We start from the raw sequence: 24,247 nt of genomic DNA, 5'->3' as shown, positions 1-24,247 counted from the left end.
GTCGTCACGCTCCCCCGGCGCCATCTGCTGCGCCGCTGGGGGCAAGCTGGTCATGCAAAATGCGGTGAAGAAATTGCCGCAGGCGATCGCTCTGCGGATTGCGAAGAATGTCGGGCGCGCCGGTTTCAGCGATGACACCCTTGTCGAAAAAGAGCACACGCGATGAAACGTCGCGGGCAAAGGCGATTTCATGGGTCACCAGCAGCATGGTCATGCCGTCCGCCGCCAGCGAAGCCATCAGCACCAGCACCTCATGGACAAGTTCGGGATCGAGCGCGGAGGTCACCTCATCGAAAAGCATCAGGCGCGGCTTCATGGCCAGCGCCCGGGCGATGGCGACGCGCTGCTGCTGGCCGCCGGACAGGCGTGCCGGATAGCTGTGGCGTTTCTCATAAAGGCCGATGCGGGAAAGCAGGGCCTCCGCCTCTTCGACAGCCTGGCTTTTGGGTCGTTTCAGCAGCCGGACCGGAGCATGGATGACATTTTCCAGAACCGTCATATGCGGCCAGAGATTGTAACTCTGAAACACCATGCCGACGCGGGCGCGCAGGGTCTGCAGCTGCGAGGGCGTCGGGAAAAATCGCGATTCCGGCCGAAAATCGAAAGACAGGTTCTCGAATTCGAGATAACCCGACTGCGGCATTTCCAGACCGTTTATCGAACGCAGGAAGGTGCTCTTGCCCGAACCGCTCGCGCCGATGATGGATACCACCTCACCCGGTTCGACACTGAGCGAGACACCTTTCAGAACCTCGTTTTCCCCGAAGCTCTTGCGAATATCCCGCAGGTTCAAAACCGGTTCGGTCATGGGGTCGTCTCCTTGTATTCATCGACGATCTGCACCGCGACATCCCTCGGTGTGCGGTCCACGCCGTTGATCTCGGTAATGTCCTGGGGACAGGCGGACAGCACGAGCAGGAGATCCATCTCGGCCCTCAACGCCACATGGTCACCCGCCGCGGACGCCGGCGGGCGTCGGTCGAGACTGCCATCGGCGTTCACCGCCACATTCATGAAAAGGTTGAGAGATGCGGGCGTCTGGGCGACGGCAATACCCTTCTCCGCCAGCGCCTCATGGAAATTTCCGGAGCAGCTGCGATGAAAACCCTCGCATCCCAGTTGCCGGTAAAGATCCGCATTGCATGGGCAGAGCAGCGTATCATGCCGCAGGGCGGCACTGTCGCTCACCAGCGTCATCATGGCTCTTCTGCGGTTACTGAAGATACCCATGCCGCGCTCGATGAAGATATTGCTGTTTACCGAGCGCGTATGGTCCATCGAGCTGATCTCGGATGGATCGCCTGCCGCAACAGCCCACGCATCCACGACCTGGTTTCCGTGGGAATTCGTAACGATGGCGACCTCGCCGGCCAGCATGCGATAGGCTGCGCCATGACCTGCCAATAAATTCTGCACATTTTCAGTCATCGGACACCGTTGGAAGGAATGCTGAAACCGGTGAGACGGCGGCAAGCAGGCAATAGACCCGGATCGATACCGCTCGGTCGAAACAATTTATATTCAGTATACCAACGGAATTCAATAAAGATTTTCAACTATTTATAGCAAATATATTAGGCTAAACAGCCATAAAACGAGCAATAAAATGCACAAAATTGCATCATTTATGCCTCCCGCATCATTCGCTTGCACTGCCATCAATCACGGGATACGTTTGGTGTACCTAAAAATCCGGCCCGGCGATCTTCCGGTCGCAATCCGCAAATGCGGGCTTCTCCGGGAGGACCGCGCATTGATGGAAATGCTGTCCGAGTTTGCCGCAGGTCCCGGTGGATCGGCGCGCGAAGACCGCCCGGCAGAACAGTAGATTGAATGGAGTGGAACGCGTGATCCGGTATTTTGCGATCGAGGAATATGAAAGCCGCTGGCAGCGGGTTTTGCGGGAAATGCAGCGCCGTGGCTATGAAACAGCGGTCGTCTTCGGCCGCGGTGGCGGCACCACGGACAATTGCGGCGACATACTCTATCTTTCCAACCACTACGCCATCAGCGGCGGCATGGATTCCCTGATATGGACCGCCCGGTCCTTTTCCGGGATCATTCTACAGCAGGGCCGCGAGCCGCAGCTTCATATCGATGAGCCGGAAGTGCGCACCGATCTCGTCTCGATCCGCGATACGCATTGTTCCAACCATCCTTTCCGAAGCGTGGCGAAAGCCCTGGTCGAAAGGGGCATCAAAGGGCGTGTCGCAATCGTCGGCACGCAGTTCATCCCCGTCAAATATTACCAGCAATTGCTTCAGGACGCTCCAGACATTGAGTGGGTAGCCGAGGACGATCTGATCCGCTCCGTCCGGCGCATCAAAAGCCTGAAGGAACTGGATTGCTATCGCGTTGCCGGCGAAGGCGCGACTGCCGGCCTGAACAGGTTGATGGAAGGCCTGACCGGCGGCCTTTCCGAGCAGGAAGCGGCGGGAGGGGCGGCCCGTGAAGTGGTGCGGCGCGGCGGCCGGCTGCAGATGATCGGCTGCAACCATGGCGAAACGCTGGGTTTCGACCAGCGTTTTCCCCTGACCGGCTATAGCGCGGACACACCAAAGCCCGGCGACATCGTCACGGGCACCATCCATGCGGCATTTTTTCAGGGCTATTATCTCGACCCCGGCCGCACCGGCATATGCGGCAAACCGACAGCGGACCAGCGACGGCTGATCGAAGCTGCGGCCAATATCGTTCATCGTCTTTCCGACATGATGCGGCCGGGCGTGAAGCTCATCGATATTGCCGCTGAGGGCGACCGTCTGACGCAGGCCTTCGGCGGCTCGGTATCCGCCATCATGAAGAACTTCCCGTTTTATGGTCACAGCATCGGCCTCGGCTTCGAACAGCCGAGAATTTCAACCAGCATGTCGCAGCCTGAAGATATCGCCGAGGAAAACATGGTGTTCGGTATCGAATCCTTCCTTTCGCTCGACGGTGTCGGCGCCGCTTTTTATGAGGATATCATCATCGTCGGGCGCGACGGCAACGAGCTTCTGACCCGTTCGCCCAGCCACTGGTGGTAGTGTTTCCGGCAAGGCGACCGCCGGTATGCGGGCACAGAGTCCATTGGGGGGCGGCCAATAGCCGCCGCCCTTGTTTTTTTATTTTAGTGGGCGAAAACGCCGTCGAAATCCTTGAAGCCCTTCACCTCGATCGGATTGCCGCTCGGATCGAAGAAGAACATGGTGCGCTGTTCCCCCGGCTCGCCTTCAAAGCGGACGACCGGCGGGATATCGAAGGCCACGCCGGCATCTTCCAGACGCTTCGAAAGTGCGAACCAGTCATCGAGAGGCAGGACCACACCGAGATGCGGCATCATCACCATGTGATTGCCGACCTTGCCGGTCCGGGTAACCTCGAACGGTTTGCCCAGATGCATCGATATCTGGTGGCCGAAAAAGTCGAAATCCACCCAGGTATCGGTGGAACGGCCTTCCTCGCACCCGAGAACGCCACCATAGAAGCGACGCGTTTCGTCGAGGTCGGTGACGTGATAGGCAAGGTGAAAAAGTGAACGCATTTCGGACTCCTTTCAATTTTTAAAGGGAAATGGCCGCTATCGGGCCATCAGCGGATGGTCAGGTCACGCGGCAGGCTGGAGAGAGGTTCCGCCCCCGTCTCTGTCACGATGACCGTTTCGGATGCGCCAACCGTCCACACGCCATAGCTGCGCAGGGTGGCTGGCAGGTGGAACACCATGCCGGGTTCGATTATCCTGTCGACGCCGGTAAACAGGCTCAACAGCGCGCCTTCGCCCCAGTCCGGCGCGAAAGCGGTTCCCATGGAATAACCGATGCGTTTGCGGAAGGCGGCATTGTAACCTGCCGCGTCGATCACACGTTGCGCGGCCTCATGGGGTTCGGCACATGAAACACCGGGCCGAATGGCGGCCAGCGCCGCATCGAGGGCTTTCAAAGCGCAATCCATCATTCGCCGGGCTTCGGCGGGCGGAGAACCGATCCACACGGTACGCATCAGCGCGGCGTGATAGCGCGCATGGCAGGCGGCGAGTTCCAGAAAAACCGCATCGCCATTCTCAAGCTTGCGGCGTCTCCAGGTCATGTGGGGCAAACCGCTGCGCGGCCCGGAAGATACGAGCGGTTCCATGGCCATGACTTCCGAGCCCGCCCTTGTGGCGGCGTCCAGCATGGCGGCGGCTATCGCGTTTTCGTCGGTTCCGGCGGCGCAGGCGGCAATACCGGCCGAAAGCCCCGCCTCGGTGTAACTCGCCGCCAGCCGAATGGCCTCCAGCTCGGCTGCGGACTTTATCGTCCGCAGCGGCGAAAGAATGGAGGAACCGTCCGGGATGGACGCAACACCCATCTGCTCCGCGATTTTTGCGGCAAGTACCGGAGAAACAAACCAGCCGTCCAGTTCGATGGCCGGCCGCTCGATATGCCGCTTTTTCAAGAGATCGACCAGGGCCACCGCCGGGTTTCCGCCATCCTGATAGGCGACGACGTCGTCCAGCCAGGTATTGGCGATGGATCCTGCCAGTTCAAGTTGCCGGACGAGAAGCGTCGGCGGACCATTCACAGGCATGATCAGCGCCTGGAAAGCAAAATATCCGGCCGTCTGCCGCCCGGTCAGCCAGTAGATGTTTTCAGGACCGGTGACGACGAGCGCTTCATGACCCGCATTGCGGATGGCGGCGCGCGCACGATCTTGCCTCGCGGCGAACTCCTCCCTGGGGAAAGAGGCGTCACACCCCTGCAAATCGGCGAATTCCTGCATGAAACTGTCCATATCGTCGTGCTCGGCTTTTGCATGAGAAGCCTCCAAAAGCGTCTCAAGACCGGAATGAAGAAAGAAAAAGCGCTGGCGGGTGCCGGTTTCAGGGGCGGCTCAGCCACCCCAGAAAACGGCTTTTCACGCTTTCGAAATGCGCCTCCATGGCGGCGGAAGCCTTCTGCGGATCCTGCGCCTCGATGGCGTCGATAACCGCAATATGTTCGCGCGCCTGCTCGGCAAAACGGTCATGCGTGCGGGTGATGGTGCAGCGTCGGGCGATACTGCGCATTTCGGTCAGCATGGCAGGCAAAAGCTCAAGCCCGGCGGCAGCGGCCACGGCCTCGTGAAACTGGTCGTCGTCCAGCCAGAACTGATCGAAGGCCACGTTCCTGCCATCCGCATAAGCCTGCATGATTTGCCGCGAATGTTCGAGCGCCTCGGGAAAGGGACGCTCAGCGGCGCGTGCCGCCGCAGCGCTCTCCAGCAAGCGCCGTATCTGCACGATTTCCAGCAGCTGCTCCACCGTGACGGGCCGAACCATCAATGCGCCATTGGCCAGCCGCGAAATCACGCCCTCTTTTTCAAGCCGGGAGATTGCCGCCCTCAGCGGCGTGCGGGAAATGCCGGATTCGAGCGCCAGGGCTCTCTCCGTCAGAACGTCACCGGCTTTGAACTTGCCCTCCAGAATGCGTTGTTTGACATCCGTATAGGCCTGCTGGGTCAAAGTTTCCTTTTCGCTCATGCTCTCTCCCCTTTACCGAGCCGACCAGGTCTGTTGCAGAATATCAACGGCATGCGCCAGATCGGCCGGATCCATGGCCTCATCCGGGTTATGGCTGCCGTTCCAGTTCCGCAGAAAGACCATCACCGATTCCCATCCCGCCTGGGCAAATGCCGCCGCATCATGCCCGCCGCCCGATAACATCTGCCGGGGCGAGATGCCGGTCCGTTCGGCCGCAGCGACTATCTGCCGGCCAAGCGCGGAGGACAGACGGGTGGGCTTGCTGCGGGACTGGACGCCGGTGACGACGCGCACGCCTCTTCGTTTTTCGATCTTCGCGATTTCCTGTCGGAAAATTCCATCCACCCGGTCCAGCACCGCGTCGTCGGCGCTGCGGATATCGATGCAGAAATCCACCCGGCCCGGAACCTTGGCGAAAGCATGTTCACTGCTTGCCGCATCCACACGGCCGAAGGTAACGGCAAGATCGTGCCCTTCCGCCAGAATTCCTTCCCAGGCCCTGTCCATGGCGACGATGATATCCGCAAGGGCAAAAACGGCATCCGAGCGGGCATCACGCGGCGCGCCGCCGGAATGGGCCCACACCCCTTCAATCCGCGCTTCACGGTAACGCAGGCCGCCGCGCACGCCATCGACGACGCCGAAAGCCTCACCGGCATTGTCAAGCACCGGCCCCTGCTCGATATGCAATTCCACGAAACGCGCCGGCGGCAATCCCGGCCCGCGCAGGACGGCGTCCGGGTCGCCCCCAAGTTCCTTCATGTGCTCGGCGAGTGTTCTGCCGCTGTCGGCGCGACGCGCCTGCATTTCCGGCGCCGTGAGCCGGCCCAGCGCCGCACGTGACCCAATATAGGAGACTGGAAACCAGACGCTCTCCTCCGCTCTCGTCACCGTCACGACAATATCTGCCGGCGGTGCCTGTCCGCTTTTCACGAATGCGGTGACGAGTGCCATGGCGCCCACCACACCTGCCGTGCCATCATAAGCGCCGCCCATCGGCACCGTATCGAGATGCGAGCCGATATAAAGCGGCGTGGCCTGCCGGTCTCTGCCGGGCAGCCGGGCAAACAGGTTCAGTGCGGCATCTTGCGTAACAGTGAGGCCAAGGGCTTCACATTCTTCGGCAATCACCTGATGCGCTTCGCTTTCCAGCGCACTGTAGGAAGGCCGGGTAAAACCGGGGCCTTCCGCTGAAATGGCATTGATGCGGTCCAGCAGACGGTCGACCGTCTCTGCGATCACGGCTTGCGTCATGCCATCATCTCCTGCGGCGCATTGAGCGCAGTGACCGGGCGTTCGCCCGCAAGCGCCGTCAAAACATGCCTTGCGGAGCCGAGAGCCACGCGGCGAAGCGCTTCCAGCGTCGTGCCGCCGAGATGCGGTGTGAAAATCACCCGGCCGCCGGCGGCCAGAGGGCCTGTCGGCGCGCCAGGCGAATAAACATCCAGCCCGGCTGCGGCTATGCGGCCGGTTTCGATGGCGCGGGCAAGGGCCGCCTCATCCACCAGTCCCGCCCGTGCCGTGTTGATTAGTATCGCGCCCGGTTTCACCGCTGAAATGGCCTGTTCTCCGAACAGGCCGCGTGTTTCCGCGCGGAGCGGCGTATGCAGGGAAATCAGATCGGCCTGCCTCAGCCCGTCTTCAAGACTGTCAGCCCGTTCGAAGCCATCGAGATCGGCCACCCGCGGCGAATAGACCAGCACCCGCATATCCAGAGCGGCCTTCAGCATCCGGCCGAGCCCGGCGCCAATCGCCCCCCAGCCGACGATAAGCGCCGTCTTGCCGGACAATTCGGAAAAACTCTCCGTCTCGCGAAAGCCATGAACCCCGGCCCTTTCGCTGTGGTCGGCAGCGGGAATACGTCTTGCGGCGGCCAGCGCCAGACCGAGCGCCAGCTCGGAAACCGAGCGGGCATTGGCGCCGGGGGTGTTGCAGACCAGAACGCCCTTCGCCGTCGCCGCTTCCTTGTCGACAGCATCATGGCCCGTGCCGTGAACGGCGATGACCCGCAGCCTGTCGCCGGCCTCGATGGCCGATGCGGACAGGCCAGCATCACGCGTGATGACGGCATCGCAACCCTTGATCATTGCGGCCACGGTCGCCATGTCCGGTTTTGGACACAAAACCGGTTCAACCCCCGCCTCACGCAGAAGGGCGAGGCCGTCGGCATGAATAGGCTGGACAATAAGGCATTTCATGCGTCCCTGTTCCTTTCGGGAAATTGTTCCAGTTTCTCAAGAATGGCGTCGCGGGCGTGAGCGATATGGCGGGCCATGAGCGAGCCTGCCCGTTCCCCGTCGCCGGCGCGCAGGGCGGCAATCATCTCCAGATGTTCGTCGCAGCTTTTCAGAAAACGATCCGGCACCTGGGCATGGTCGAACATGCAGGTACGGCGGCGCAAATCCTCGATCGTGCTCACCATCATCTCGCTGCCCGTGGAAAGGGCAAGCGTCCGGTGGAAAGCATCGTCCACGCGGCGCTGTTCATCGTCCTCGCCGGGGCCATGCTGTTGCAAATGCCGTATCCGGGCTTCCAGCTCGCCAAGCTCCGGCCGGGCCATCGCCGCCTGTCTGGCGCAATGGGTCTCCAGCACCTGACGAAGGAAGAAAATCTCTTCGACCTCTTCCGCCTTCAGCCGGCGGATCTTGAGAAATCGTCCTTCCTGCGTGGCGAGACCTTCGGCCTCGATCCGCTTGATCGCCTCACGCACGGGCGTCCGGGACATGTCCAGCAGATCACCCAGTTTCGCTTCCTGCAAAGCGTCACCCGGCGTCAGCGCACCGGACAGGATCATTTCGATGATCTTCCCATAAGCCTGCTTGGCAAGTGGCTGATTCATGATGGCATACCTCCTGAAACATCATCCGTTTCCGGCTTTTCTACCAGATTTGCCAGGCGTTCGCGCAAGGCCGTGCGCTCCGCAATCAGAAGCTCTTCGGCTTTTTCCCGTGAAATGGCCGCGAAAGAGACATGTCGGCCGCTCGGAACCTGCGCAAGCCGGGGCAGATCGACGGTGGCGACCGTTGCGATTTTCGGATAGCCGCCTGTCGTCTGGCGCTCCGCCATCAGCACGATGGGCCGTCCCGACGCCGGGACCTGTATCGATCCCGCGCAGGTTCCGTCGGAGACGATATCGTGCCCGCCTTCGGCATGAACGGCGTGTCCGTCCAGCATCTGCGCCATGCGATCCCGGGCCGGAGAAACGATGAAAGAGGCTTTCAGGAAAGCCCGCTGGGTTTCGGCAGAGAAATAGTCGTCCTGTGGGCCTGGAACAATACGGACAGGACCGCCGGACCGCCGCCAGAGTTGCCGGAGCGCCAAATTGACGCCGGGATTATCCCGGCCGAGCGGCAGGCGGTCACCCGCCTGCAAACGACGCCCTTCGTAACCGCCGAGACCCGTTCGCACATGGGTGGCACGCGAACCGAGCACAGGCACGGTATCCACGCCGCCGGAGACGGCGAGATAGCCCCAGACGCAATCGCGCAGGGCGCCGATCGAAAGCACCTCATCGGGCAAAAGAGTATAGCTCTCCCATGGCGACAGCTTTCGTTTGCCGAGGCGGATATCGACCGCGCCTCCGGTCACGGCGATGCGTGCCGGCCGCAAAACGGAAAAGCTGCCTCCGGTGCCGCCAAATTCTATTGCCGCGCTGTTTTCGACATTGCCGACCAGCGCGTTCGCAATTCGGAAAGAAGGCATATCCATCGGGCCTGAACCGGAAACGCCGGCATGGCTCAATCCCCTGCGGCCGAGATCCTGAACGGTGGCCATCGGCCCTATCTGCTGGATGACGAGAAAACTCATGAAAGCTGCGCCTCCATGACGGGCTGGCCGGCGGCGACCGCCCGGTCAAGCTCTGCGGCCTCGTCTTCGCTCACCGGCCGAAAACGGACCCGGTCTCCCGCCTGCAACAGAAACGGCTCCGGACGATGCGGGTCGAAAAGCCGAAGCGGCGTGCGGCCGATGAAGCGCCATCCGCTTGGTCCCGGCACGGAATTGATGCTTGCCTGCTTGCCGCCAATTCCAATCGCACTTGCCTCGATCCGCTGGCGCGGCGTGGCAAGACGCGGCGTATGCAATTGTTCTGGCAGGCCGCCGAGATAGGCAAAACCCGGCGCGAAACCGATCATATAGACACGATATTCGGCGGATGCGTGCAGCTCGATCAGGGCGGCAGGCGTCATTTCCTTCATGTCCGCCAGTTCCTGCAGGTCAAGCCCGACCGATCCGCCATAAACCACAGGAACATCGAAACGTCTGGCCGGAACGCTGTTCACCGTCAGCGTCATCAGGCGCCGGTGCAACTCCCGGTCAAGCGCATGGCCGCGAATGACGGATGGGTCATAGATGACCATGAGGGACCGGTAGGTCGGCACCAGTTCCTCGATGCCTTCCACGGGCGTTGCAGCAAGATCTGCCGCAAGCGCGATGATGCGCTCGCTCACCGTTTCATCGATGGTATCGGCGAGTTCAACGGACAGGGCGCTGTCACCACAAGCAAGAATGCGCGGAAATTTGCCGCCCATCGATTACACTCCCTCACGTCCACGCATGCGAATTCGATTCTCCCGCCAATCCTTCCTTGCTATTTCAGTATACCAATTGTATGTCAATGAAAAGATGCAATGAATGCGTGCTGCCTGATATCACGCGTATAAACTGGACGAGGCCGGGCAATATCTCGCCCGGAAAGAGGGGCTATGGCGACGATCGATCTGAACTGCGATATGGGAGAAAGCTTCGGGGCCTGGACCATGGGCGAAGACGAAGCGATGATGGAGCTGATTACCACGGCAAACATCGCCTGCGGTTTTCATGCCGGCGATCCGGTTGTCATGCGCGACACCATTCTCGCTGCCAAGGCAAGGGGCATCGCTGTTGGCGCCCACCCGTCTTTCATGGATATTTACGGCTTCGGCCGCCGCCGTATATCCGGCGAACGTCCCGAGGATGTGGAGGCCCAGCTGATCTACCAGATCGCCGCGATGCAGGGCATGGCGGCTGCGCTTTCCTGGCCCATCACCCATGTCAAAACCCATGGGGCGCTGGGCAACATGGCTGCCGTCGATCAAGATCTCGCGCAGGTCTGCATCCGGGCCATCAAGGCGGTGGATCCGTCGCTGGTCTTTATTACGCTGCCCTATTCGGAAACCATGAAGGCCGCCGAAAAAGCGGGGCTGCGCGTTGCCTGCGAAGTCTATGCCGACCGCACCTATGACGATGCGGGAATGCTCACCTCCCGGCAGATGCAGGGTGCAGTGATCCACGATCCCAACCAGAGTGTGGATCAGGTTCTGTCCATGGTCTGCGACGGCGCAATCCCGACAACGGGCGGAAAAAAACTGCCGGTGGAAGCCGCCACCATCTGCGTTCACGGCGATACGCGGGGCGCCGTGGATATGGCGCGCGCCCTTCGTTCATCGCTCGCCCGACACGGGCTGCAATTTGCTCCTTTCGCCACACCAAACACCTGATCCGGGGACGTTCCATTGACACGCATTGTATATCTGAACGGCGACTGGCTTGCCGAAGCCGACGCCAAGGTTTCCGTTTTCGACCGCGGCTTTCTGTTCGCGGACGCCATTTATGAAGTCACCGCCGTGATCGGCGGAAAGCTGATCGATTATGCCGGCCACAGCGCCCGCCTTCAGCGCTCGCTCGCCGAACTCGACTTGACCTGCCCGCTCGAAGCGGAGGAACTTCTGGCCGTTCACCGTGAAATCGTCCGCCTCAACCACATGGACGAAGGCCTGATCTATCTGCAGATCTCCCGCGGTGTGGCGGATCGCGATTTCGCTTTTCCCGCCAATGCCACGCCGACGATAACCCTGTTCACCCAGGCAAAACCCGTGCTGGACAATCCGCGCACGGAAACCGGCATTGCCATCGCCACCATGCCGGACTGGCGCTGGGAGCGACGCGACATCAAGACGGTACAGCTTCTCTACCCCTCGATGGCCAAGATGGAGGCGCTGAAACGCGGTGCAGACGATGCATGGCTGGTGGAGGATGGTTTCGTGACCGAAGGCAGCGCCGCCAATGCGCATATCGTCAAAAAGGACGGCACGCTGGTCACGCGCGAACTTTCCAACGCACTTCTGCACGGCATCACCCGCGGAAGCATTCTCGATCTTGCGCAGGGCGCCGGGATTGCCGTCGAACAGCGCGCCTTTACGGTGGACGAGGCTAAGGACGCAGCCGAAGCCTTCATCACATCGGCGACAAATTTTGCCATGCCGGTCGTCAAGATCGACGAAGCCATCATCGGTGACGGCAAGCCCGGCCCGGTCTCGAAGACACTGCGTGAGCTTTACATAAAGACCCGCCTCGCATCGGCGATCTGATTTTCAGCCCGCATTCAGCGAGCCGCCGCACCCCCGACGGCTCCGCACGCCTGGCTCCCTTATTCGGCACACAGCGGCAACTCCTTGCCTGCCGATCCGCGCCTTTTCGGTAATTTCCCTGAAATGCAATCCACTGACGCCAGCACCGCAAAGGCTGGCGGCAAGGGAATCCGCTCGAAATCGAACAAAGATTAATCACCTTATTGCGCCGCTCAAAAAACGCCCATATAGTCCCCTTCATTCGGAGTACGTGCTGTATACCGAAAATAACCGCGCCGTCCTGTCGCCAAGGGACAGGGCGAGCCGGAAACAATAAGTGAGGGGATCACAACCATGAAAAACGCAATTCTCGCCGGGCTGGCTTTGACGATTGCCGGCTTTGCAACCTCCGCCACCGCCGAAACGGCCTGGGACATGTCGGTCGTTTGGCCGGAAGGTAATTTTCACACCAAGAACGCGGTAAAATTCGCTGAAACCGTAAAGACCGTCACGAATGGCGAGGTTGCCATCACCGTGCATTCCGGCGGGTCACTTGGCATCAAGGGCCCGGAAGGCATGACCGCCGTGCGCGACGGCATCGTTCCCATCGCCGATATTCTGATGAGCCAGCAGGTGGGTGAAGCACCGGTACTGGGTGTCGAGACGCTGCCATATCTGGCCCCGACGATGCCTGACCTCGCGCTGCTGCACAAATTCTTCCGCCCCAAGATCGAGGAAGTCGCAACCTCGATGAACCAGAAGCTGCTTTACATGGTGCCGTGGCCGGGACAGGCCGTCTATGCGCCGAAACCGATCGAAAAAATTGAAGACCTCAACGGCCTCAAAATCCGCGTCGTCGATGCCAACGGCCATAATTTCTTCCACGCCCTTGGCGCTCTTCCCGTTCAGATGCCGTGGGGCGAAGTCGTGCCGTCGCTGGCCGCCGGCACCATCAACGGTGTCACGACCTCCTCTTCGTCCGGTGTCGACGGCGCTTTCTGGGAGTTCATGAAAAACATGAGCACCTTCAACTGGCAGGCATCTTCCAACATCGTCACCGTCAATCTCGATGCCTGGAATGCCCTGTCGCCTGAAAATCAGGCGGCGATCGAACAGGCATCGAAGAAACTCGAAGGCGAATTCTGGCTGGTCAGCCGGGCCGAGGACGAAACCAAGCTCGCCACCCTGAAGGAAAAGGGCATTACCGTCACCTCGCCTTCTCCCGAACTCAAGGCCGCCCTCATCGAGCGCGCCAAACCGTTGTGGGACGATTTTCTCAAGCGCGTGCCCGATGCCGCGCCCTATGTCGAAGCCTATCTGAAGGCGCGCAACTGACTTTCTCCCGTCGGAAATGAAAGGGCAGCCGGCAATCCCGGCCGGCTGTCCGCCTCCTTCTGCGCACTCCGGAGAAACATCATGAGAAATCCAGCCAGTCCCGCATTCGCTGCCATCATAACGCCGATCGACCGGTTGACGGAGGCTGCAAACCTGCTTGCAGCCCTGTCTCTCCTCGGCATTTTCATTCTCATCGCCTGCGAAATCCTTCTCAGAAACCTTGCCGGCTACTCGCTGCCATTCGCCTGGGATGTCGCCGCTTACCTGATGGCCACGAGCTTCATGCTCGCCGGCGCCAGCGCGCTGAAATCCGGTTCGCATGTCCGCGTCACCGCAATAGGCGAGACGCTTTCTTCAACCGGCGCAAGGCGGCTGGATATGGTGGCGTGCCTTGTCGGCCTTGTTATCTGCGTTGCGCTTTCGGTCGCATTGACGGACATGGCCGTTCTGTCCGCGCTGCGCGGTTCGACCTCCTCGTCGGTCATCCGCATTCCGCTCGTCTATCCGCAGAGCACGCTCGCAATCGGCGCGATCATCCTGAATTTGCAGATGCTGGCGCAGTTCCTGCGGCTTCTTCGTGGCGAAACACTTTCAACCGGCCCGGGACTGGAATAAATCATGGGAAAGATCACCTTCAGCCTGCTCGGCCTGATGACGCTCATTCTGGGTACGGGGGTCTGGATCGGCCTTGGCCTCGTCGGCACGGGGGCGGCGCTGGCCGCACTCTATCGCCCCGCTTTGCCGCTTTTCAAGCTGCTGGCCCAGCAAACCTGGAACACGCTGGTTTCGCCGGAAATGCTGGCCCTGCCGCTCTTCATCTTCATGGCGGAAATCCTGTTCCGAACGAAGATTTCAGAGGCGCTGTTCTCCGGCCTCGCCCCCTGGCTTCGGCATGTACCCGGCCGGCTTGCCCATATCACCGTTCTCGGCTGCACGCTCTTTGCATCCGTCTGCGGCTCATCCGCGGCCACCACGGCAACGGTCGGGCGCATCACCGCAAAGGAACTTATTTCGCGCGGTTATAACCGCGACCTCATCACCGGCAGCCTTGCGGGGGCGGGAACGCTGGGCTTTCTCATCCCGCCATCGACGATCATGATCATCTATGGGGTCATGGCGGAGGAATCGATCCTGAAGCTGTTCATGGCGGGCATCCTGCCGGGCCTGCTGATGGCCGCATCCTATATGGGCTATATCGGCATCCGGGCGCTGATGAATCCGGCCCTTGTCGGGGAGGCCCTCGCGCCCACCACCTTCATCGAAAAGCTGGTGGCGTTGAAGGATCTGGGACCGCTGCTGCTGCTCATCATCGGCGTGGTCGGCTCGATGTATGGCGGGATCGCGTCACCGACGGAAGCAGCCGCAGTCGGCGTCGGCGGCGCAATCCTTATCGGCGCTTTCCAGAAGACGCTGAACCTTTCGAACCTCATGCAGGCGGCGAAACAGGCGGCCGATTCCTGCGCCATGATCGGCCTCATCATGGTCGGCGCGATGTTCCTGTCGACCGTCATCGGTTATCTCGGCATGCCGCGCTATATCGCCGGCATCATCGAGGGCTGGGGCCTTTCGCCATTCATGCTCATCATCGTGCTCCTGATCTTCTACATCATCCTCGGCACTGTGATGGAAGGGCTGGGCTGCATCGTCATGACGCTGCCAATCACCCTGCCGCTGGTCATGGCGGCCGGTTACAGCAAGGTCTGGTTCGGCATATTCATCGTCATCGTGGTGGAGATGGCGCAGGTCTCGCCGCCCGTCGGTTTCAACCTCACCGTCATCCAGCGCCTGACCGGCGACAGCATGGCCCGCATTACCCGGGCGACCATGCCGTTCTTCTTCATCATGTGCGCCTTCGTCCTGCTCATCGCCGTCTTCCCGGAAATCGTTTCGATCGTTCCGGATATGCTGGCGAGTAACTGACGCAAACGGTTTGCCGGCTAAAGCGCTCCCATGCGCAGGGCCGGCATCCACCAGACCCGGCTCCGCTGCGGTCAATTCCACGGGTTGGAACAGAACCCTTGCAACACAGGCGGCTCAAATAGGAACATGTCATGTCGCTCATAAATTCCAGTACCAAGGGTGTGTTCGTCATTGCCTGCACACCGTTTGCCGAAGACGGTTCGCTCGATGGCGAAAGCATCGGCCGCATGGTCGACTTCTATTATGAAAAAGGCGCGGACGGGCTGACAATCCTCGGCATGATGGGGGAAGCACCCAAGCTCACCCAGGCGGAATCGATCGAAGTCACGAAGCTGACGCTGAAACGTTCCGAAGGAAAACCCGTGGTGGTCGGCGTCTCCGCACCCGGCCTTGCCGCCATCGGGGAACTGACCAAGGCAGCCATGGATCTGGGGGCTGCCGGCGTCATGGTCGCTCCGCCACCCGCGCTGCGGACCGATGAGCAGATCGTCGCCTATTACCGCAACGTCGTCGAGACTGTCGGCGCCGACGTGCCTGTGGTGCTGCAGGACTTCCCGCTTTCCACCGGCGTTCAGATAAGCGCAAAAACGCTGGGCGTCATTTTCGAGGCCCATCCGAGCATCGTCATGCTCAAGCATGAGGATTGGCCGGGCCTGCAGAAGATCACCGACCTGCGCGAAGCGGAGGCCAAAGGCCGTCGCCGCACCTCTATCCTGTGCGGCAATGCCGGTGTTTTCCTGACGGAGGAAATGCAGCGCGGCGCCGACGGCGCCATGACCGGTTTCGCCTATCCGGAAATGATGGTGGATGTCGTCCGTCTCAGCAATGAGGGCAGATACGAAGCCGCGCAGGACTTGTTCGATGCCTATCTGCCGCTGATGCGCTATGAACAGCAGCCCGGTCTCGGCCTTGCCGTGCGAAAACATGTTCTGGCAAAACGCGGCGCCATCGCCAGCGCGACCCAGCGCCGCCCAGGCGCACCGCTGAGCACGCTCGCCGTGAAGGAAGTCGAGACGCTGATCGAACGCCAGATGCGCCGTTTGGACCTGTTGCGTTGACGGAGATGAATTCACTGCCGTTGTGACGGACCCGATCAGCGAGGCAATGCGGGAACGGCATTTCTGCTCGCTTCGCGACGAGCCCAACAAAGCTCATGGACAGCAGATCTATAGGGAAAACTCCCCTCTCCCGGTAAGTCACTGTGACATATAGACTTATCGGGAGAGGGGAATGGTACGGTTGAGTGGGGTCGAACCACCGACCTCAGGTGCCACAAACCTGCGCTCTAACCAACTGAGCTACAACCGCACATGAAACGCCGAAGCGGCGTCACGGGGGGTGACATAAAAGGTGTTTTCCCCATTTGCAAGTGCCTCTTCGAATTTTGCGAAAAAAGGCTGAGAAAGGCAAGTGCTTTTCAATGGGCCGGGCTGACATAAAGAGGCCGCAGCGGCCTGTTGATGTTAACTCTATTTGGCGATTCATCCGGCGGATGGTGGACCGGACCGCGCTGTGAAGTTATTTAAAATTCTGTTAACGTGATGCCTCGGCGGGTTTACGTTTAGAGCTTCATGAGGAAGCCGAAAAGCCCGCAAGGTCCGGTAGTGCCAGAATAGGTTTCGACATGCCCGCCGTCCAGTATCCCTTTATCGATATCGCAGTGCATGAACGGGTGCGTGAAGGTTTCGGGCGCGGCGCGGCCATGGCGTTGTTCTCGCTTGACCTTAAAAACGCCCTTTGGGCCAATGGCCGGGGTGCGGCGCTGTTCGGCACGCCGATGGTCTATGATTTTCTGGAACAGGGCCCGAAGCCACAGGACGTGACCTTCCGGCAATTGGCGGCCACGGCGGCGCGGCTTTCCAAAGCGGGCGACAGCCTGCCGTTTACCATTCGCATCACATCGGGTTTCCGCAGCCTTGCCGTCACCGCGCACGCGGAAATCATCGAGGCCGAGCCCGGCCAGCCGGCCATCCTGTTTTCGGCCCTTACCGATCAGGCCGCACCCGACACGGCAGAATGCGCCCAGCGCATGATCGAAGGTTTTGACGACCCTGATATCCATATGGCGGTTCTGAACGGCGAGAACGAGATTATCGCCGCCTCGCCCGGCTTTTCGTCGCTCGGTATTACGCCGCACACGGCGCGGACGCTGGTTAAAATGGCAGCCGGCCAGTCCGGCCATCTCGTCAAGCGGCCGGTGCCAACCGGCAAGGGCTATCTGCCCGCCGCCACCGGCCAGATCGCCGCGTCGCCCGAACTGAACCTGATGTTCGTGGTCGAAACCGCGCTGGGCACACTCGACCCCGTTAATGGTTTTGCGGAAGACAAGCCGCAGGAAACGCCCACCGCCGCCGAACCCGCCTTGCCGGTTGCGGAGGCCGCGCCTGCTGTCGCAACAGCCGCCTCCTTCGATTCCGTGCTCGATGCCGTCGCTGGCATCGAAGATGTGGAAGAGGTGCAGGAACTGCCGGCCGATCCCGAAGAGGAAGTGGCAGCACAGCAGGATGAGAACAGCCTTCTGACGTTGCCGGAAATCGGAGCGGAGACCCCGGCGGAGCTTTCCGCGCAGGAGGCCGACGCCGCTGCTGATATGGCGATGACTGACGACATCGCCGATCTTTTCGAACTTGATGAGGATGAAGCAGAGGCTCCCTTAACGGAGCGAGCAATCGCCGCCGCCGACGTCCCTGCCGAAGAGGCCCGGGCCGAAGACAATGCAGCCGCGGACGATGAAATCGTCGAAACCGCGCCGTCAGAAGCTGCTCCTGCGGCGGATGAGGAGATAACAACGGAGACCGAGGAGACGGACTTCGGCGCTGGCGCAGAAGCGCAACCTTTTGTTTTCAATGCCGGGGCGCGCGCCTCCCGTTTCGTCTGGAAAATCGACGCCGAAGGACGCTTCAGCTCGATCTCGCATGAGTTTGCGGAAGCCGTGGGCGCGAAGGCTGCTGCCGTGGAAGGCATGGGCTTTGCCGATGTCGCGGCCCTGTTCAATCTCGATCCCGACGGCAAGATCCGCGAGCTTCTCGGCCGTCGCGACACCTGGTCGGGCAAGACGATCTATTGGCCGGTGGAAGGCACATCGCTGATGGTGCCGATCGATCTCGCCGCCCTGCCCACCTATACGCGCTCACGCGAATTCGACGGTTTCCGCGGTTTCGGTATCGTGCGGCTTGCCGATGCCACCGAAGACCCGCATGCCACGGGCCTTACCTTCCTTGATGGCGAAGAGGCCGATCCGGCAGAAGCACTGCCGCAGCCGTCTATCGAGGATGAAAGCCACGAATTGCTGGCCTTTATCAATGAGGATGACGACGAAGGCGGCGATTCTGGTGAGGATGAGGACCCGGCAACGGACGTCGATGCGTCAGACGACGCATCGGATGCGGTCTCTGTCGAAGAACCGCACGCTGACTATACTCCGCCGGAATTCGAGGCACCTGTTGTGGCGCCGGCGCTGGAGCCAACCTATTCCGGCAAGGTCGTCCATCTGGAGGAGCGCCGTTCCCGCTCCCGCGAGGGCCTGACCGCAGGCGAGCAGGCTGCCTTCCGCGAAATCGGCCGGGCCCTGGCGCCGGCGGATACTGCTTCGGAGGAAAACCCGGGCACAGATGCGGAGACCATTTCCGCCGAGCCGGCAGGGCAAGATATCCAGCAGGATATCGTTGCGGATGCGCCGGAAAGCGCACCCTTCGATACGAAAAATGACGAAAAGACGAACGAACCGGCGGAAGAAGACGATCTTTTTGCGGACTACGTTCGTGGCGAGCAGCCCGCGGCTATTCGCGCAGCGGCGGGTGAAAGCGGCTCTGAAGAAAAGCAGGAGACTGCAATTGACGAGCAGCCGACTGCCGATATTGCCGCCTCCATGGTCAGCCCGTCCGTTCGCCCCGCAAATGCGTTGACGGCCGAAACGCTGGACCAGATGCCGGTTGCGCTTCTGGTGCATGCCGGCGACAGGCTGATCCACGCCAATCCGGATTTCCTGCGCTTGACGGGCTATGGGTCTCTCGCCGAACTGCAAGATGTTGGCGGGCTGGAAGCGCTGCTGCAGCGGCAGGATCTGGAGGACATGCCGGACAATGAGGGCGGCATGGTCGTCGTCAGCGCCGAAAACGACATCATTCCGGTCAAGGCGCGGCTGCAATCCATCCGCTGGGAAGAAACCAAGGCGCTGATGCTGTCGCTGGTGCCGCTCGAAGAAAAGCAGGCGCCGGTTGCGGCCGCCAACGAAAATATTGCGGCCGGCGACATCGAAAATGCGGAAGCAGGCAGCCTCTCCCTCCTGCAGGGCGAAGTGGAGGAACTGCACTCCATTCTGGAAACCGCCACCGATGGCGTGGTGCTTCTGGGAGACGAAGGCGAAATCCGCTCGCTCAACCGTTCCGCCAGCGCGCTGTTCAATTATGATAATGGTGAAATCGCCGGCAAACCTTTCGTCACCCTCTTTGCCCATGAGAGCCAGCGCGCCGTGCTGGATTATCTTTCCGGCCTTGCCAATAACGGTGTCGCGAGCGTGCTGAATGATGGCCGCGAAGTGATCGGCCGCGAGGCATCCGGCGGCTTCCTGCCGCTGTTCATGACCATTGGCCGGCTTAAATCCTCGCATGGCTATTGCGTTGTCATTCGTGACATCACCCAGTGGAAGCGCACGGAAGAGGAACTGCGCAACGCCAAGCGCGCGGCGGAAACCGCCAATGCCCACAAGACCGATTTCCTCGCGCGCGTCAGCCATGAAATCCGCACGCCGCTCAACGCCATCATCGGCTTTGCCGACATGATGGCGACTGAACGCTTCGGGCCTATCGGCCATTCGCGCTATGTGGAATATTCCAATGATATCGGCCGCTCCGGCCGGCATGTGCTCGATATCGTCAATGATCTCCTCGATATTTCGAAGATCGAGGCCGGGCAGATGGATGTGGATTTCATCGCCGTGCCGCTGAACGAGACGGTGGCCGAGGCGGTGTCGCTGGTGCAGCCGCAAGCCAATAACCAGCGTGTCATTATCCGCACGGCCCTTGCGCAATCTGTGCCGCAGATCGTCGCCGACCTGCGCTCGATCAAGCAGATCGTGCTGAACATCCTGTCGAACGCCATCCGTTTCACGCCATCAGGCGGCCAGATCGTCGTTTCCACAGCCTATGAAGCCAATGGCAGCGTGTCGCTGCGTATCCGCGATACCGGCATCGGCATGACGCGCGCAGAACTGGAGCAGGCCATGAAGCCGTTCCGGCAGGTGGCCTCTTCCGGCAAACGTGTGCGGGGCGACGGCACCGGACTCGGCCTGCCGCTGACCAAGGCCATGGTGGACGCCAACCGTGCGAATTTCTCCATCACCTCAACGCCGAATGAGGGCACGCTGGTGGAAATCACCTTTCCGTCGCAGCGGGTTCTTGCCAACTGAGGTCATGCGGGCGTAGCAATGCGAAAGCCGCCGGCACAATGATCGCCGGTTGAGGCCTTTGCACGACAGTAGACTGGCATGTCCATGACGGTTTCCCTTCCGGCAACAAGACGCTTCTCGGTGTTGCCCATCACGGCGGTCATCGTCGCGGCCATTGCCGCCATGCCCATTCTGGCAATTTTCTGGCTGGCGCTGACCGGCAGCACGGAAGGATGGCAGCATCTTCTCGCCAATGTCCTGCCGCGCGCCGGGTTTCGTACCTTCCTGCTCTTGGGGATGACGGCCGCAACGACGGCTTTCTTCGGCATCGTCTGCGCCTGGCTTGTCACCACATTCGAATTTCCGCTGCGGCGGTTATTGTCCGCGGCGCTTGTCCTGCCGCTCGCCATCCCCTCCTATCTCGCCGCCTATGCGTTCGGCGAGTTTCTCGACTTTACCGGCCCGGTGCAAAGCGCGTTGCGCGCCGCTTTCGGTTATCACAGCATCCGCGATTACTGGTTTCCGGACATACGCTCGCTCGGCGGTGCGGTGATCGTTCTAAGTTCGGTCCTCTATCCTTACGTTTATCTCTCGGCCCGCGCCGCCTTCTCCATGCAGGGGCGGTTTGCGGCCGAAGCGGCCCGCACGCTCGGCGCAAAACCGCTGAACGTGTTCTTCTCCGTGCAATTGCCGATGGCCCGGCCGGCCATCGCCATCGGGCTCTCTCTGGTCCTGATGGAAACGCTGAACGATATCGGCGCGGTCGAGTATCTCGGCGTCCAGACGCTGACCTTCACCATTTACGAAACCTGGCTCAATCGCGGCAATCTCGCCAATGCGACGCAGATCGCCGCCGTCATCCTCGTCATCGTCGGTGCGCTGATCGTCATCGAACGCAATGCCCGTGAAAAACAGCGCTTCGGTGCGCCGAAAGCGACAAGCATGGCGCAGCGTCACCGGCTGAAAGCGCTCAACGGCTGGCGGCGCTGGGGTGCGAGCCTTTTCTGTTTCGTTCCCGTGGCGAGCGGCTTTTTCATTCCCGTCATCGTGCTGGGCGGTTACGCCGCCAGGAGGCTCGATGCGCTGTTTGCGCCGAAGCTTCTGAAAGCGCTCGGACACAGTCTCGAAGTCTCGCTTTCCGCCGCCTTCGTGACGCTGATAGCCGCTTTCGTGTTTTCCTATGCCATCCGCACCGAGCGCTCGCGCACCTCGAAGGCGGCCGCCCGCTTCGGTTCCATGGGATATGGCGTGCCGGGAACCGTGCTCGCCATCGGGGTGCTTATTCCGCTGGCCAGTCTCGACAATGGCGTCGATGGCTTCATCCGCGCACATTTCGGCTTTTCCACCGGGCTGCTGCTCTCCGGCACCGCCTTCGCCATCATCTACGCCCATGCCGTGCGCTTCATGACCATGGCGGAAGGCACGCTCGATGCCGGTTTCCAGAAGCTTTCGCCTCATATCGACATGGCCTCGCGGACGCTTGGACGCAACCGGGCGCAGACGCTGTTCAAGGTGCTGTTGCCCAACATGCGGCCAGCGGCGCTGACGGCTTTTCTGCTCGTCCTGATCGAATCCATGAAGGAACTTCCGGCCACCATCCTGCTCCGGCCTTTCGGTTTCAACACGCTGGCCACGCTGGTTTATGAGGATGCGTCCCGCTCAAGGGTGCAGGATGCGGCCGTGCCGGCGATCATCATCATCATTGCCGGGCTTATTCCCGTGCTTCTCGTCTCGAAATCGATGGATCATCCGGAAAACCGCTGAGTGGCACGGGCCTTTGCGGCAAAAAGAAAGGCGGCCTTGCGGCCGCCTGGATGAGTTGTGCTTTTCAACGAGAGAAAGGGGGACAATCTCGCCAGATGGAAATTATCAGTCCCGGCTATCAAAAATTTGACGGCCCTGCGTTGGGTTTACTTTCCGCCAACTCCTATTAACAAGCGGTTAAAACCAAAATCGATCAATTACCGACGAAAATTCCTATTCTGAGACCGTAAAGCGCCGAAACTAAATTAACAGTTTCTACTTTTCTCGCGATTTCAACAGTAACGCGTAAAAATCGACGCAGGATATTCGATCAGTTTCGCGCCGCCGCATGTTCGTCCCGCATCCGCTGCAATTCGGTGCGTTTGGAAGCGATGGAGGCGACAATCACGCCGATGGTGACAAGCCCGATCAGGATCGTGCAGATGGCGTTGATTTCCGGCGTCACACCGAGGCGAACCTGCGAATAAATCTTGATCGGCAACGTGGTTGCGCCGGGGCCGGTGGCGAAGCTGGCGATCACCAGATCATCAAGCGACAGGGTGAAGGCCAGCATCCAGCCGGCAATGACGGCGGGGAAGATGAGCGGCAGGGTGATGCGGAAGAAGGTCTTGACCGGCGGGCAGCCGAGATCGAGCGCGGCTTCCTCTAGACTGCGATCGAAGGTCAGGAGCCGCGACTGCACGACGATCGCCACGTAACACATGGTGAAAGTCGTATGGGCAATAACCACCGTCCAGAAACCGCGATCCACGCCGACGGCCACGAAGAGCAGCAGCAGCGACAGGCCGGTGATGACCTCCGGCATGACGAGCGGCGCATAGATCATGCCCGAAAACAGCACCCGGCCCGGGAAACGGGCAAATCGCGTCAGCGACAGCGCCGCCAGCGTTCCGAGAATGGTGCCGATGGTGGCGCTGAGGATACCAACACGCAGCGTTACCCAGGCCGCATCCATCAGCCCCTGGTTCGACCACATGGAGCGGTACCATTGCAGCGAGAAACCGCCCCAGACGGTGACGAGCTTCGAGGCGTTGAAGGAATAAACGATCAGGATGATGATCGGGATATAAAGAAAGGCAAAACCGAGGGTGAGGACGGTGATGTCGAATTTTCCGCGCTTCATGGCCTCACCCCACCTTCTTCTGCTGGTTCTGGAAGATGGCGATGGGCACCACCAGCAACAGCAGCAGCAACACGGCGACGGCGGATGCCAAGGGCCAGTCGCGGTTGCCGAAGAATTCCGTCCACAGCGTCTTGCCGATCATCAGCGTCTGGGCGCCGCCCAAGAGATCAGGGATGACGAATTCCCCTGTTATCGGAATGAAGCAGATCATCGAGCCGGCAACGACGCCCGGCAGCGACAGCGGGAAGGTGATCTTCCAGAAGGCTTTCCATGGCGGGCAGCCGAGATCGGCCGCCGCTTCAAGCAGCGTATTGTCGAGCTTTTCCAGCGCCGAATAGAGCGGCAGCACCATGAAGGGCAGATAGGAATAAACGATGCCGATGAAGATCGCCGTCTCGGTGCGGAAAATATTGACCTGCTGGTCCGGCCCGAGAAAACCGAGCCACTGAAACAGCACCGTCAGCAGGCCTTCCGGCTTCAGAATGCCGATCCAGGCGTAAACGCGGATCAGGAACGAGGTCCAGAACGGCAGGATCACCAGCATCACCAGCGTCGGGCGAATGGAAGACGGCGCGCGCGCCATGGCCAGCGCCATGGGATAACCGATCAGCAAAAGCAGAAAGGTAGAGATGAAGGCGATGCGCAGCGACGACAGATAGGCGTCGATGTAGAGCGGGTCTTCCGTCAGGAAGAGGTAGTTCTCGAAATCCAGTTCGGAGAAGAACGCGCCGAGTTTCGAAAATCCTTCGAAGACCGGCGTATAGGGCGGCATGGAGATCGCCGTATCCGACAGCGAGATTTTGAAGATGATGAAAAACGGTGCTGCGAAGAATAGCAGCAGCCAGAAATAGGGAACCGCGACGACCAGCCAGCGCCAGGGGCTTTGCCGGTTTTCAGGAGTGGTGATCGCCATCGAA

20 protein-coding genes, 1 tRNA gene and 1 pseudogene are annotated in these 24,247 nt (G+C 60.6%); 9 read left to right on the top strand and 13 right to left on the bottom strand.

Annotated features, from left to right (window positions below):
• Positions 1 to 4: 4 nt before the first annotated feature.
• Together ACQZ60_RS02785 and ACQZ60_RS02780 are read right to left on the bottom strand one after the other, a co-directional pair.
• Positions 5 to 808: an amino acid ABC transporter ATP-binding protein gene (locus ACQZ60_RS02785; RefSeq protein ID WP_448734715.1), complete on the bottom strand. Its 804-nt coding sequence runs from the start codon at positions 806 to 808 to the stop codon at positions 5 to 7.
• Positions 805 to 1,428, bottom strand: coding sequence for a DUF1989 domain-containing protein (locus ACQZ60_RS02780; protein ID WP_448734714.1), 624 nt, complete (start codon positions 1,426 to 1,428; stop codon positions 805 to 807). Before ACQZ60_RS02780 ends, ACQZ60_RS02785 begins: the two co-directional genes overlap by 4 nt.
• Positions 1,429 to 1,847: 419 nt before the next feature.
• Here ACQZ60_RS02780 and ACQZ60_RS02775 point away from each other — a divergent pair, with 419 nt between their 5' ends.
• Entirely contained in the window at positions 1,848 to 3,026 is a 1,179-nt protein-coding gene (locus tag ACQZ60_RS02775; protein ID WP_448734713.1) for a M24 family metallopeptidase, read from the top strand.
• An 83-nt stretch (positions 3,027 to 3,109) separates the two neighbouring features.
• Here ACQZ60_RS02775 and ACQZ60_RS02770 read toward each other — a convergent pair whose 3' ends face one another.
• From ACQZ60_RS02770 to pxpB, 8 genes are all read right to left on the bottom strand, one after another.
• On the bottom strand, positions 3,110 to 3,523 hold the full coding sequence (locus tag ACQZ60_RS02770) for a VOC family protein (RefSeq protein ID WP_004432652.1): 414 nt from the start codon (positions 3,521 to 3,523) through the stop codon (positions 3,110 to 3,112).
• A 47-nt stretch (positions 3,524 to 3,570) separates the two neighbouring features.
• Positions 3,571 to 4,737, bottom strand: a complete 1,167-nt coding sequence (locus tag ACQZ60_RS02765) for a M24 family metallopeptidase (protein ID WP_448734712.1) — start codon at positions 4,735 to 4,737, stop codon at positions 3,571 to 3,573.
• A gap of 100 nt (positions 4,738 to 4,837) precedes the next feature.
• On the bottom strand, positions 4,838 to 5,476 hold the full coding sequence (locus ACQZ60_RS02760; RefSeq protein WP_059760629.1) for a GntR family transcriptional regulator: 639 nt from the start codon (positions 5,474 to 5,476) through the stop codon (positions 4,838 to 4,840).
• A 12-nt stretch (positions 5,477 to 5,488) separates the two neighbouring features.
• Positions 5,489 to 6,730, bottom strand: a complete 1,242-nt coding sequence (locus tag ACQZ60_RS02755; protein WP_448734711.1) for a hydantoinase/carbamoylase family amidase — start codon at positions 6,728 to 6,730, stop codon at positions 5,489 to 5,491.
• Positions 6,727 to 7,674 (bottom strand): hydroxyacid dehydrogenase, encoded by a 948-nt coding sequence (locus ACQZ60_RS02750; RefSeq protein ID WP_448734710.1) that lies wholly within the window; start codon positions 7,672 to 7,674, stop codon positions 6,727 to 6,729. Before ACQZ60_RS02750 ends, ACQZ60_RS02755 begins: the two co-directional genes overlap by 4 nt.
• Positions 7,671 to 8,315 (bottom strand): GntR family transcriptional regulator, encoded by a 645-nt coding sequence (locus tag ACQZ60_RS02745; RefSeq protein ID WP_448734709.1) that lies wholly within the window; start codon positions 8,313 to 8,315, stop codon positions 7,671 to 7,673. Before ACQZ60_RS02745 ends, ACQZ60_RS02750 begins: the two co-directional genes overlap by 4 nt.
• Positions 8,312 to 9,283: a 5-oxoprolinase subunit C family protein gene (locus tag ACQZ60_RS02740; protein ID WP_269830443.1), complete on the bottom strand. Its 972-nt coding sequence runs from the start codon at positions 9,281 to 9,283 to the stop codon at positions 8,312 to 8,314. Before ACQZ60_RS02740 ends, ACQZ60_RS02745 begins: the two co-directional genes overlap by 4 nt.
• Positions 9,280 to 10,005, bottom strand: coding sequence for a 5-oxoprolinase subunit PxpB (gene pxpB / locus ACQZ60_RS02735; RefSeq protein ID WP_448734708.1), 726 nt, complete (start codon positions 10,003 to 10,005; stop codon positions 9,280 to 9,282). The genes ACQZ60_RS02740 and pxpB overlap by 4 nt, the downstream gene beginning before the upstream one ends.
• A gap of 174 nt (positions 10,006 to 10,179) precedes the next feature.
• On the opposite strand from pxpB, the gene ACQZ60_RS02730 reads away from it, so the two are divergent.
• From ACQZ60_RS02730 to ACQZ60_RS02705, 6 genes and pseudogenes are all read left to right on the top strand, one after another.
• On the top strand, positions 10,180 to 10,953 hold the full coding sequence (locus tag ACQZ60_RS02730) for a LamB/YcsF family protein (RefSeq protein ID WP_448734707.1): 774 nt from the start codon (positions 10,180 to 10,182) through the stop codon (positions 10,951 to 10,953).
• Positions 10,954 to 10,968: 15 nt separating this feature from the next.
• Complete coding sequence (locus ACQZ60_RS02725; RefSeq protein ID WP_448734706.1) at positions 10,969 to 11,823, top strand: D-amino-acid transaminase; 855 nt, start codon at positions 10,969 to 10,971, stop codon at positions 11,821 to 11,823.
• Positions 11,824 to 12,156: 333 nt separating this feature from the next.
• Entirely contained in the window at positions 12,157 to 13,137 is a 981-nt protein-coding gene (locus tag ACQZ60_RS02720) for a TRAP transporter substrate-binding protein (protein WP_448734705.1), read from the top strand.
• A gap of 81 nt (positions 13,138 to 13,218) precedes the next feature.
• Positions 13,219 to 13,752: a TRAP transporter small permease subunit gene (locus ACQZ60_RS02715; RefSeq protein ID WP_448734704.1), complete on the top strand. Its 534-nt coding sequence runs from the start codon at positions 13,219 to 13,221 to the stop codon at positions 13,750 to 13,752.
• 21 nt (positions 13,753 to 13,773) lie between these two features.
• Positions 13,774 to 15,057 (top strand): annotated as a pseudogene (locus tag ACQZ60_RS02710) (TRAP transporter large permease); the annotation flags it as partial.
• A 131-nt stretch (positions 15,058 to 15,188) separates the two neighbouring features.
• Positions 15,189 to 16,115 carry a dihydrodipicolinate synthase family protein gene (locus tag ACQZ60_RS02705; protein WP_448734703.1) on the top strand — a complete coding sequence of 309 codons (927 nt, stop codon included), beginning with the start codon at positions 15,189 to 15,191 and terminating at the stop codon, positions 16,113 to 16,115.
• A gap of 173 nt (positions 16,116 to 16,288) precedes the next feature.
• Here the strand turns inward: ACQZ60_RS02705 and ACQZ60_RS02700 are convergent.
• A tRNA-His gene (locus ACQZ60_RS02700) sits at positions 16,289 to 16,365 on the bottom strand.
• A 316-nt stretch (positions 16,366 to 16,681) separates the two neighbouring features.
• On the opposite strand from ACQZ60_RS02700, the gene ACQZ60_RS02695 reads away from it, so the two are divergent.
• Both ACQZ60_RS02695 and ACQZ60_RS02690 read left to right on the top strand, forming a co-directional pair.
• Positions 16,682 to 20,464 (top strand): ATP-binding protein, encoded by a 3,783-nt coding sequence (locus tag ACQZ60_RS02695; protein ID WP_448734702.1) that lies wholly within the window; start codon positions 16,682 to 16,684, stop codon positions 20,462 to 20,464.
• Positions 20,465 to 20,542: 78 nt separating this feature from the next.
• On the top strand, positions 20,543 to 22,207 hold the full coding sequence (locus tag ACQZ60_RS02690) for an ABC transporter permease (protein ID WP_448734701.1): 1,665 nt from the start codon (positions 20,543 to 20,545) through the stop codon (positions 22,205 to 22,207).
• Between the two features lie 310 nt (positions 22,208 to 22,517).
• Here ACQZ60_RS02690 and ACQZ60_RS02685 read toward each other — a convergent pair whose 3' ends face one another.
• Positions 22,518 to 23,330, bottom strand: a complete 813-nt coding sequence (locus tag ACQZ60_RS02685) for an ABC transporter permease (RefSeq protein WP_004432617.1) — start codon at positions 23,328 to 23,330, stop codon at positions 22,518 to 22,520.
• A 4-nt stretch (positions 23,331 to 23,334) separates the two neighbouring features.
• Entirely contained in the window at positions 23,335 to 24,243 is a 909-nt protein-coding gene (locus ACQZ60_RS02680) for an ABC transporter permease subunit (protein ID WP_004432616.1), read from the bottom strand.
• Positions 24,244 to 24,247 lie beyond the last annotated feature (4 nt).

The sequence above is a fragment of the Agrobacterium sp. 22-223-1 genome, assembly GCF_053522385.1.
Note: the sequence above shows the minus strand (reverse complement) of the source record. Positions and strands in the feature narration are given on the sequence as shown.